We start from the raw sequence: 10,455 nt of genomic DNA, 5'->3' as shown, positions 1-10,455 counted from the left end.
CTGGCAGGCAGCTTCTCATGTCCGTCCACGCCCGCCAGCGGGCGGGCGTGGAGGGATGCCCGGTCAGGCGGTGGCGGGCGCCTGACGACGGGCGACCTCGGCGCGGACGACCGGCGCGACCTCGGTCCCGAAGCGCTCCATCGCCTTCAGGACGTCGGCGTGGTCGACCGAGCCGAGCGAGATGTGGCCGAGGTAGCGCTGGTTGCCGAACAGCTCGTGGCCGTAGAGGATCTTCTCGGCGACCTGCTCGGGCGAGCCGGCGTGCAGCGCACCGTGAGGCGAGCGCAGCGCCTGGAACTCCGGCAGGCCGGACGGCGGCCAGCCGCGCTCGCGGCCGATGCGGTTCATCGACTCCAGGTAACCGGGCGCGAAGCGCTGGTCGGCCTCGTGCTCGTCGGCGCCGACGTAGGTATGGGTGTTGATCGCGACGCGCGCGTCGGCCGGGTCGTGGCCGACGGCCTCCCAAGCCTCGCGGTAGAGCTCGACCAGCGGCTTGAAGCGGTCGAGCTGACCGCCGATGATCGCGATCGTCAGCGGCAGGCCGAGCGTGGCGGCGCGGACGATCGACTGCGGCGAGCCGCCGACCGCGACCCAAACCGGCAGCGGGTCCTGGACGGGGCGCGGGTAGATGGAGGCGTTCTCCAACGGCGCGCGGAACTTCCCCGACCAGTTGACCGGGTTGCCCTCGCGCAGCGCGAGCAGCAGCTCGAGGTTCTCGAGGTAGAGGTCGTCGTAGTCGTCCAGGCTCTTGCCGAACAGCGGGAAGGACTCGATGAACGAGCCGCGACCGGCCATGACCTCAGCGCGGCCGCCGGAGATCAGGTCGATCTCGGCGAACTGCTGGAAGACGCGGACGGGATCCTCGGAGCTGAGGACCGTGACGGCGGAGGAGAGGCGGATGTTGTCCGTGCTCGCCGCGGCGGCGGCGAGGGCGACCGTGGGCGAGGAGATCAGGTAGTCGGGGCGGTGGTGCTCCCCGATCGCAAAGACGTCGAGCCCCAGCTCGTCGGCGAGCTTGGCCTCCTCGAGGAGGTTGCGCATCCGCTGCTGAGGGCTCATGCCGGCCGGCAGGTCGGCGAAGGTGGCGAGGCCGAGTTCCATGATGTGGTTCAGTGTAGCGCGTTTAGTTGCGCGCGCAACCACTTGGTCCGGACGGCGCGGGATCGAAGAGCGCGAGCGCCTGCAGGCAGGTCGCGACCAGGCGCGTCGTCGCATGGCCGAGGCGCTCCTCGCGTGTGGCGCTGTGCTCGGCATGGAGCGAGAGGACGGGCGGCGGTGGCTGGTGCAGCGCGACCGCGCAGTCCTCGACGACCGACGCGGCTCCGAGCAAGATGTACATCAACCACTCGGGCCAGTCGGCGTTGCCAGGGCGCGACCAGAGGCGCTCGGCCCGTGCGACGGCGTGCGCCTCGGTGAGCTGGTGGGCGCGCTCGAAGGCCAGCTCCCCGGAGCTGGCGGGGTCGGTCGTGGCCACGACGGCGGAGAGCGCCACCGCGGCCAGGGCGGCCAGGGCCTCGCGGACGGCGAGCGGCAGGCCGTCCTCCCCGGCGGCGACGTCCTCCAGCGGCGCGGCCAGCGCGGCGGTGCAGGCGCGGCCGATCGCCGCGCCGACCAGGAGCGCGTCATCCAGCGTGGTGGAGGTGGGGTTCGGGCCGAGCTGGAGCGGCTGGTCGGCGACGCGCAGCGCGGCGGCGCGCAGCAACGGTGGCGGGAGCGGCGCGCAGTCGGCCAGCGTCGCGTCGGTCAGCAGCGGGTGCGGGTCGTCGTCGTTGACCGGCGCGAAGGGGCGGCGCTCCAGGAGCGTCACGGCGCCGCCGCGCAGCACGAGCGACTCGACGGTCTCGCCGAGGAGGGTGAAGCGCTCGACGCCGACGTTCACGCGCGGATGGTCGGCGCCGAGCGACGGCAGCGGCAAAGGCTCCGGCGTGGCCCAGGTCAGGCACGGCGGGTCGGAGCCGGGCACGGGCTCGGCGCCCGCGTCGAGCAGGGCGCGCGCGAGGGCGTCGACGTGGTCGGGCGGGCCGTTGAGGACGAAGCGGTGGTGGTTCATGCGATGCACATTCCGGCGCGCGGAGCCGGGCACGGGCCAACGGCACAGGACCGGCACGGAGTCGCCGCCGGGGCTGCGCAGAGCGGTACGGTCTCGTGCGTGCGCGCGGGTGAGGACCCAGCGATGGAGTGGCCAGCGCTCGGGCCGCGTGGGTGCCAGGTCGTCTGGGCGCGGCCGGTGATGCCGGACACGGCGCTGCTTGACGCGGGCGTGCGCGCGCGGCTTGACGCGCTGCGCCTGGAGGAGGATCGGCGCCGGCACGCGACGGGCGCGGTCCTAGCGGATGCGCTGGCGCGGATCCACGGTGGCGCGGACGCGCGTGTGGTGCGGCGCCGTGGTAGGCCGCCCGTCGTGGAGGGCGGCGGCGGCGGCGGCGGCGAGTTGTATGTGTCGGTCGCGCACGGCGGCGCGTGGGTGGGCGTCGCGGTGTGCGCGGTCGCGGCGGTGGGCGTGGACGTCGAGCCGCTCGGGCGTCCGTTCGACCCTTCGCTCGCCGAGCAGGTGCTGGCGCCCGCCGAGCGGGACGAGGTCCGGACGGCGGAGGAGCTGCTGGCGACGTGGACGCGCAAGGAGGCGCTCGTCAAGGCGACCGGAGACGGGTTCGGCCGGGTCGATCCGCGGGAGGTCGTCCTCGCGCCCGTTGCCGAGCGACCACGGCTGCTCGCCTACGTGGGGCGCCCGGAGCTGATCGGCGCGACGGCGATCGCGAAGGTCGCGCCCGACGATGGGCACGTCGGCGCGGTGGCGGTGCTCGCGCCAGAGCCGGTCTCATTGACCGCGCTGGACGGCAGCGCGCTGCTCAGCTGACGGAGGACTCGATCCAGCCTAGGCAGGCGAGGCGCTCGGACGGGCCGTGGGCGACGGCCCAGCCGGGTGGGACGTCGGCCCAGGCGGGCCAGAGGCAGAGGTCGCCGCTGGCGTTCGACAACACCAAGAACTCGGAGGCGTCATCGTCAAAGGGCGAGATCATGCCAGGGCGGCCTCGGTGCGGGCGAGGTGATCGGCGATGCGCGCCGCGGCCGCCGGATGGACGAGCTGCGGGTGGATGCAGTCCATGTTGATGGCCTCGATCGTCCCGTTGACGTAGGGCTCCCAGGCGCGGGACGTGAGCCAGTCCTCGGCACGCGGTGCGGCGGCGACGAAGAGCGCCATGTCGCCGTCGAAGACGCGGTGCGAGGCGGCGCGCATGAGGCCCGCCGTGTGCGCGACGGTGCGCACGACGTTCGCCAGCGCGGCCGCGGGCAACGAGGCGAGCGCGCTGCCGCGGGCGGCGAGGATCTCCAATGCCTCGTCGAGCGAGGCGGCGGAATCCTCCTCGGCGCCACCCATCAGCAGCAGCGCCCGCAGCGCCTCCTGCTCGGTCGGCGGCGCGAGGTGGCGCCACTGATCGCCGGGGTAAGCGTCCAACAACACCAACTGTTCGACGACCTCCCCCGCGTCTTGCAGCTCGACCGCCATCGCGTGCGCGATCACGCCGCCGACCGACCACCCCAACAATGTGTAGGGGCCGGATGGTTGGACGGCGCGAACGCGGTCGACGTAGCGCGCGGCCAGCGCCTCGATCGTCGGGTCGGCGGCGTCCGCGTCGGCCTGCAAGGCAATCATCGGGCGATCGGGGAGTTGGGCGGCGAGCGGCGCGTAGCACCAGCCCAGGCCGCCGGCCGGGTGGATGCAGAAGACGGGCGCGCCTTCTTTCGCAGCGCGCAGCGTCAGCACCGGCTCCAGCGCGTCGGCGGCGCCATCGCGCAGGCGGGCGGCCAGCGCGGCCGGCGTCGAGGAGGCGAACAGCGCGCCGATGGTGATGTCGGCGCCGAGCGTCTCGCGGATCCGGCCGGCGAGCCGCGCGGCCAGCAGCGAGTGGCCGCCGAGGTCGAAGAGGCTGTCGTCGGCGCCGACGCGCTCCACGCCCAGCGCATCGGCGAACAACCCGCACAACGCCTCCTCGTGCGGGTCGGCGGGTGCGCGGCCGGTCCCGGTGCCCGCAGCCGCCGGCGGCGCCGGCAAGGCCCGGCGGTCGAGCTTGCCGCTCGGCGAGACCGGCAAGGCCTCCATGATGACCACGGCGCTCGGGACCATCGCGTCGGGCAGCAGCGCGGCCGCGTGCCGGCGCAGCGCCGCGGGCTCGGCGGGGGCGCGCTCATCGAGCACGACGTAGGCCACCAACCGGACGTCGCCAAGCCGGTCCTCGCGCGCGATCACCGCTGCCTGCGCGACCGCCGGGTGGCGTGTCAGCGCGGCCTCGACCTCGCCCGGCTCGATCCGCACGCCGCGGACCTTCACCTGCTGGTCGCCGCGGCCCAGGTACTCCAGTGCGCCGTCGGGGCGACGGCGCGCGACGTCCCCGGTCCGGTACATGCGCGAGCCAGGCGGGCCGAACGGGTCGGCGACAAAGCGCTCGGCGGTCAGCGCGGGACGACCGCGGTAGCCGTCGGCGAGCTGGACGCCTGTGAGGTAGAGCTCGCCGGGCGCGCCGATGGCGCAGGGGCGCAGCGCGGCGTCCAACACGTAGGCGTCGGTGTTCGGGACCGGGAAACCGATCGGGATCGTCACGTCGCCGGGCGAGCAGGCCCAGTGCGTAACGTCGACGGCGGCCTCGGTGGGGCCGTAGAGGTTGTGCAACTCGACGCCGGGGAGCACGGCGAAGAACCGTTGAGCGAGGTCCGGCGTGAGCGCTTCGCCGGAGGTGATGACGCGCTGCAACGACGCCGCGCATGGTGCCGCGGCAGGCTCAGCGACGAACGCGGAGAGCATCGACGGCACGAAGTGCATGGTGTCGATGTTGTTGTCGCGGATGGTCTGCGCCAGCGCCTCGGGGTCGCGGTGGGCGCCGGGGGTGGCGACCACGAGCGTCGCGCCGGTGATCAGCGGCCAGAACAGCTCCCAGACCGAGACGTCGAACCCGAGCGGCGTCTTGAGCAGGACGCGTGAGCCCGGGCCGATGCCGAAAGCGTCCTGCATCCAGGCCAGGCGGTTGACGATCGCGCGGTGGGAGATCTCGACGCCCTTGGGCCGGCCGGTCGAGCCCGAGGTGTAGAGGACGTAGGCGAGGTCGGAGGGCTCCGGCCCGGCGCCGGGAGACGTGGTGGCGTCGGGCAGCGGCTCGTCGCCGATGACGCAGACCGGGCGGGCGTCCTCGCGCATCGCGGCGGTGCGGTCGGCGGGGGCGTCGGGCTCCAGCGGCAGGTAGGCGGCGCCGGTGCACAGGACGGCCAGGAGCGAGACCATCAACTCGGCAGAGCGGTCGAGGGCGACACCTACAACTTCCCCTGGCGCCGCACCGCGAGCGGCCAGACGTGCGGCGAGCGCCTCGGCTCGGCGGTGCAGCTCGGCGTAGGTGAGCGTCGCGTCGGCGGCGAGAACCGCGACGTCCTGCGGCGTGCGTTGCGCCTGGGCGGCGAGCTGGGACCAGAGCGTCGCGTCCGGGTCGGCGGCGGGGCGGCGTGGGCCGCGGGCGGCGGCGAGCTCGGCGGCGGGCGCGACGACCGCGATCCGGCCGGACGGGCCGTCCTCGTCGGTGGCGAGCAAGCGCGCGAGGCGATCGAGGTGCGCGCGGACGTCGGTGTCGCTGTAGCGCGCCGGGTCGGCCTCCAGGATGAGACGGTCGCCGGAGAGCGTGATCGTGAGGTCCTCGACCGGCCCGGCCGCGAGGTTGCGGACGGTCGCGGGCCGGCCGCCCAGCTCGATCGCGCGCGTGAACGGCTTGACGTTGACCAGCGGTCCGACGAGGCGACGGTCAAGGCCGACGTCGCGCCGCAGGTCCTCGTAGCGGTAGCGGCCGTGGCGACCGGAGGCCTTCAACGTGGTCGCGGCGTCGTTGGCTAGCTCGGCAACGGTGCGGTGCGGGGCGACTGGCAGGCGCAGCGGGAGGACGTTGATCCAGCACGCGGGGACGCGCGCCGCCGGAGAGCCCAGCCGGCCCATCCACGGGATGCCGAGCACGATGTCGTCCGCGCCGGTGAGGCGATGGAGGTAGACGGCGATCAGCGCCAGCGCGCGCGGCGCGTCGGGCGGGGTGGCGAGGATCACCGCGTGGCGATGCGGCGGGCGCCAGGGCGGGGAAGTGGCGGTGGCGGGCAGAGTGGCGGCGGCGATGGTCGGGGCTTCGGTCAGGCCGGCGAGCGCGTCCTTCCAGAAGGCGGCGTCGGTCGTGCGCTTGTCGCTCTCCGCGTAGTCGGCGTCGAGGTCGCCGAGGGCGGAGAGGTCGCCGAAGGGTGGTGGGGTCTCGCCGGCGAGGTGGGCGGCGGTGCGGCGCAGGAGGAGCGAGGTGGCGTAGGCGTCGGTGGCGAGGTGGTGGATGGCCTGGTGCCACCACAACCTGCCGTCGGGGAGGCGGAGGATGACCTGGCGACAGAGCGGACCGGCGGCGAGGTCGAAGGGACGCGAGCGGTCGGCGGCCATCCACGCCTCGGCGTCAGCCTCCGACGGGACGTCGAGGATCTCGACGTGCGGGAGCGGCTCGGCGACAGGCTCTTGGAAGGGCTCGCCGTCGCTGTCGGAGCCCAAGCGCATGCACAAGCCCTCGGCGGCGGAGAGCGCAGAGTGGATCGCGGCGGCCAGCGCCGCCGCGTCGACGGAGCCGGCCTCGATCTCGATGACGTCCGCGGTGACGAACGCCGGGCTCGATGGGTCGAGGGACTGCGCGAACCAGATGCCGCGTTGGGCAGAGGTCAGGCGGCGGTGGGTCACGCCGTGACCGGCACGCGGGACCCGATCACCGACCACCAGGCATCGAGGGTCGGCTCGACCTCGGCGAGGTCCTCGAAGCTCACGTCGGCGCCGGCCTCGCGCCAGGTCGTCAACAACCCCATGACGGCGATGGAGTCGAGCCCCAAGTCCATCAGGTCGTCGCCGCTGAGCAGGACGGCGGGTGCGTCCTCCAACACGCCCAGGATGTCGCCCGCGACGCGCGCGCGGGTCAGCGTGCGCGCAGGCGCTAGGTCGTCGAGCGTCGCCGCGGTGGTCGTCACGACCGCGCAGCGGGCGGCGGCCCACTCCAGCGCGCGGACGTGGTCGTCGGCGGAGAAGTCGGCGATCGCGTCGGCCAGCAGGAACGGCTGGACCTCCTGCATGAACGCGTGGCAGGCGGTCATCAGGCAGCCGATGTGGCCGTAGATCCCGACGATCAGCAGCTGGTCGCGCCCGCGCACACGCAGCAGCTCGTCCAACTCGGTCCGCACGAACGCGCTGTAGCGCCACTTCGTCAGCACGACGTCGTCAGGGCCGGGCGCCAGCTCGGGGATGATCGCCTGGCCCTCGGGCCCTGCCGCGATCCCGTCGCCCCAGAAGTCCTGCAACAACCCGCGCTGCTCCAGTGTCTGCCCGCCTGGCTGCGCGCTGTAGACCACCGGGATGCCGAGCGCGCGGCAGCGGTCGGCCAGCGCGGAGATGTTGGACATCATCTCGGGGATCGGCGAGGCGTCGCGGTCAAACGCGCGCAGGAAGTGGTCCTGCATGTCGTGGATCAGCAGCGCGCAGCGCGACGGATCTGGCCGCCAAGCCACGCGGTTGGACGGCAGCGCGGCGGCAGAAGGCAACGCATAGGGGTTGATGCGCGGGAGGCTCATGCGGGCTCGGGCTCCTTGACGTCGATCAGCGACGCGGCGACCGCCGCGCGCAGGTCGCGCCGGCTGACCTTGCCGACGCCGGTCTGGGGGAACGCCTCGACCACTTCAACTCGGTCGGGCACCTTGAACGCGGCCACGCCGCGCTCGCGCAGGAAGCGCCGGACCTCGGCGCCGGTCGGCGGCTCGCAGCCGACGCGCGCGACGATCACCGCACACGAGCGCTCGCCGAAGCGGTCGTCCGGGACGCCGATGACCGCCGCGTCGTGAACGCTCGGGTGCGCCACCAGGTGGTCCTCGACCTCGTCGGGCGCGATCTTCTCGCCGCCGCGGTTGATCTGGTCCTTGGCGCGGCCCTCGACCACCAAGTGACCGGACGCCAGGCACCGGACGACGTCGCCGGTGCGATAGAAGCCGTCGGGCGTGAACGACGCGGGATCGGCGTCGGCGTAGTACCCGCGGATCGTGTACGGCCCGCGGGTGAGCAAGTGCCCCAACTCGCCGGGCGCGACGTCTGCGCCGTCCTCGTCGACCACGCGGATCTCGTCGAGCTCGGAGATCGGACGGCCCTGGGTGGCGAGCACCACGTCCTGCGGATCGTCCAACCGCGTGTAGTTGACCAACCCCTCCGCCATCCCGAACACCTGTTGCAGCGCGCAGCCGAGCACGGGCTGCACGCGCTGCGCGACCTCCGGCGTCAGCTTCGCGCCGCCGACCTGGAGGAGCTCCAAGGACGACAGGTCGTGCTCTGGCCGCCGCGCGTCGAGCCACGCGAGCGCCAACGGCGGGACCAACGCCGTGATCGTCACCCGCTCGCGCGCGATCAGCGCCAAGCAGGTCGCCGGATCGGGCGAGGGCGCGAGGACCACCGTGCCGCCCGCGTGCAGGACGCCGAGGATCCCGGGCGAGGACATCGGGAAGTTGTGGGCCGCGGGCAAGGCGCACAGGTACACGGTCTCCGGCGACAGCCCGCAGATCGCCGCGCTCTCGCGCACCGAGTACAGGTAGTCGTCGTGCGTGCGCGGGATCAGCTTCGGCGTCCCGGTCGTCCCGCCGCTGAGCTGAAGGAACGCGACCGACGACGACCGCGGCTCCCACAGCACCCGATGCGACGGACGGCGCAGGGCGTCGAGGTCGGCCGGGAGCAGGACGTGCCGGATCGACTCCACCGTCTCGGCGACCTCGCGCGCCAGCGCGCCGTGGTCGAACCCCGCGTGCCGCTGCACCGTGATGATCGCCACCGCCTCCGCGGTCTCGGCGAAGGCCACCAACTCGGTCCGCCGGTGCGCCGGGAGCGCGAACACCGGCAACGCGCCCGCGCGCCAAAGCCCGAACAGGACCTCGACGTACTCGATGACATTGGGTAGCTGGACGACCACGCGATCGCCGGGCGTGATCCCGAGGTCCGCGAAGCCCTCGCCGAGCTGCGTGGCGCGCTCGTCCAGCTCGGCGTACGTGCGCCGCTCGTCGCCCGCGATCACCGCGACCCGGGAGGCGAAGCGCGACGCCCGGTCGGCCAGGAACGCGCCGAAGGTCTCGCCGGTCCACAGCCCGGCGTCGCGGTAACGCTCGGCGACGTCGTCGGGCCACGTCGGGGAGGGACGCAGCGGCGGCGTGGTCATGCCGCGGCGCCTTCGCGCTCGTCCTCGGGCACGAGCTCCAGCGCCCGCTCGCGCAGGCCGAGCGCGTCAAGCATCGTCCCGCACTTGGCGGTGGTCTCGTCCAGCTCGGACTGCGGGTCCGAGGCCGCGACGACGCCGGCGCCCGCCCACATCGTCACGCGCTCACCCTGGACCTCGCCGCAGCGGATCGTGACCGTCCACTCGCCGTCGCCCGACGCGTCCTGCCAACCGACGGCGCCGGAGTAGAACCCGCGCGGCAGCGCCTCCAGGTGCGAGATCGCGTCACGTGCGGCGTCGCGCGGCGTGCCGCAGACCGCGGGCGTCGGGTGCAGCGCGGCGAGCAGCGAGAGCGACGAGAACGACTCGTCCACCAGCCGCCCGCGGACGCGCGTGGCGAGGTGCCACATCGTCGCGGTGCGGTGCAGCTCCGGCCCACCGGGGACGTCGAGCACGGAGCAGACGGGCGAGAGCGCGTCGCGCACCGCGTCGACCACGACCGCGTGCTCGTCGCGGTCCTTGACGGACTTCAACAACTCGGCGGCGCGGCGCGCGTCCTCAGTCGGATCCGGATGGCGCGGCACCGAGCCGGCCATCGGATGCGCGACGACCTCCAGGCCCATGCGGCGGATCAGCAGCTCGGGCGACGCGCCCACGAGCGTCCGGGGACCAGCCTCGCCGCGCCCGACCGGCAGGTCGATGGCAAACGTGAACGCCCGCGGGTCCGCCGCCGCGAGGTTGCGCACGACGGCGCGAGCGTCGACCGGCCCGCCCGCGTCCAGCTCCAGCCCGCGCGCCAACACGATCTTGCGCAGCGTCCCGGCCTGCAGCCGCCGCAGCGCGGAGCGCACCGCGTTGGCGTAGGCCTGCGGCTCAGGCACGGCGCGCAGCCGGGCCGCGTCGCGCGGGTCGAGCACGGTGACCGTGTCGTGCGGCCACAGCAACAGCGGCCCGGTGACGTCGAGGCGCTCGGGCACGACCAGGCGCGAGCGCTCGCGCCGGTCAAACGGCACCGCGCCGACCACGACCGCCGCCGCGTGGCCGTCGGCGACGGTCTCGTCGAGCAGCCGCGCCGCCCGTTCGGGCAGCGTCGTCAGCTGGTCGCGCCGCGCCGTGATCGGCACGGTCGCGTGGACGCCGCGGGCCAACATGGTGCGCATCCCGCCCGCGAGGAGGCTCGCCTCGCCGGGCTCGTAGTCGGTGAGCAGGTCGTGGGGATTCATGT

At 74.0% G+C, this 10,455-nt stretch carries 8 protein-coding genes; 1 reads left to right on the top strand and 7 read right to left on the bottom strand.

The genetic code is table 11. The features are described 5' to 3' along the window. Positions 1-63 precede the first annotated feature (63 nt). Both ACT01A_RS19645 and ACT01A_RS19640 read right to left on the bottom strand, forming a co-directional pair. A complete protein-coding gene (locus tag ACT01A_RS19645; RefSeq protein WP_445148790.1) occupies positions 64-1,101 on the bottom strand; it encodes an LLM class flavin-dependent oxidoreductase in 1,038 nt (345 codons plus the stop codon). A 22-nt stretch (positions 1,102-1,123) separates the two neighbouring features. Next, a complete protein-coding gene (locus ACT01A_RS19640) occupies positions 1,124-2,050 on the bottom strand; it encodes a hypothetical protein (protein ID WP_445148789.1) in 927 nt (308 codons plus the stop codon). A gap of 99 nt (positions 2,051-2,149) precedes the next feature. Between ACT01A_RS19640 and ACT01A_RS19635 the strand changes: the two genes are divergently transcribed. After that, positions 2,150-2,857, top strand: a complete 708-nt coding sequence (locus tag ACT01A_RS19635; protein WP_445148788.1) for a 4'-phosphopantetheinyl transferase superfamily protein — start codon at positions 2,150-2,152, stop codon at positions 2,855-2,857. Here the strand turns inward: ACT01A_RS19635 and ACT01A_RS19630 are convergent. Genes ACT01A_RS19630 through ACT01A_RS19610 form a run of 5 tightly spaced genes read right to left on the bottom strand, consistent with a single transcriptional unit; the run spans position 2,850 to position 10,453 of the window. Further along, positions 2,850-3,020, bottom strand: coding sequence for an MbtH family protein (locus ACT01A_RS19630; protein WP_445148787.1), 171 nt, complete (start codon positions 3,018-3,020; stop codon positions 2,850-2,852). The genes ACT01A_RS19635 and ACT01A_RS19630 overlap by 8 nt on opposite strands. Beyond that, complete coding sequence (locus ACT01A_RS19625; protein WP_445148786.1) at positions 3,017-6,736, bottom strand: amino acid adenylation domain-containing protein; 3,720 nt, start codon at positions 6,734-6,736, stop codon at positions 3,017-3,019. Before ACT01A_RS19625 ends, ACT01A_RS19630 begins: the two co-directional genes overlap by 4 nt. Beyond that, entirely contained in the window at positions 6,733-7,614 is an 882-nt protein-coding gene (locus ACT01A_RS19620) for an isochorismatase family protein (RefSeq protein ID WP_445148785.1), read from the bottom strand. Before ACT01A_RS19620 ends, ACT01A_RS19625 begins: the two co-directional genes overlap by 4 nt. Continuing rightward, positions 7,611-9,233, bottom strand: coding sequence for a (2,3-dihydroxybenzoyl)adenylate synthase (locus tag ACT01A_RS19615; RefSeq protein ID WP_445148784.1), 1,623 nt, complete (start codon positions 9,231-9,233; stop codon positions 7,611-7,613). The genes ACT01A_RS19620 and ACT01A_RS19615 overlap by 4 nt, the downstream gene beginning before the upstream one ends. Further along, positions 9,230-10,453, bottom strand: a complete 1,224-nt coding sequence (locus tag ACT01A_RS19610; RefSeq protein WP_445148783.1) for an isochorismate synthase — start codon at positions 10,451-10,453, stop codon at positions 9,230-9,232. Before ACT01A_RS19610 ends, ACT01A_RS19615 begins: the two co-directional genes overlap by 4 nt. Positions 10,454-10,455 lie beyond the last annotated feature (2 nt).

It is taken from the genome of Baekduia sp. Peel2402 (assembly GCF_052567285.1).
This window is presented reverse-complemented; position numbering and strand designations above follow the sequence as displayed.